1 protein-coding gene is annotated in these 242 nt (G+C 59.5%); it reads right to left on the reverse strand.

The window, feature by feature from the left end:
• Nucleotides 1–205, reverse strand: a 205-nt coding sequence (locus tag ACX9YW_RS23495) for a 2Fe-2S iron-sulfur cluster-binding protein (RefSeq protein WP_460351211.1), incomplete at its 3' end; no start/stop codon positions are given.
• Between the last annotated feature and the right edge of the window lie 37 nt (nucleotides 206–242).

Raw genomic sequence — 242 nt, forward strand, 5'->3', positions numbered from 1 at the left:
TTTCAAGTTCTGTTTTGGCCGGCAGACGTTCGGTCCACGCTTCGTCAACGTAGACATGGCAGGTGGCGCAGGCGCAGGCGCCGCCGCACTCGGCGTCGATGCCCGGCACATTCGCGGCTACGGCAGCCTCCATCACCGAAGCGCCGTCCTTGGCCTGCAACTCAATGGTCTCGCCCTCGGCCGTTTGAAAGTAAAGAGTCGTCATGTGAGTGGATGATCCTTGTCAAGTTTGAGTAACGAGC

The sequence above is a fragment of the Pseudoneobacillus rhizolycopersici genome (genome assembly GCF_054786815.1).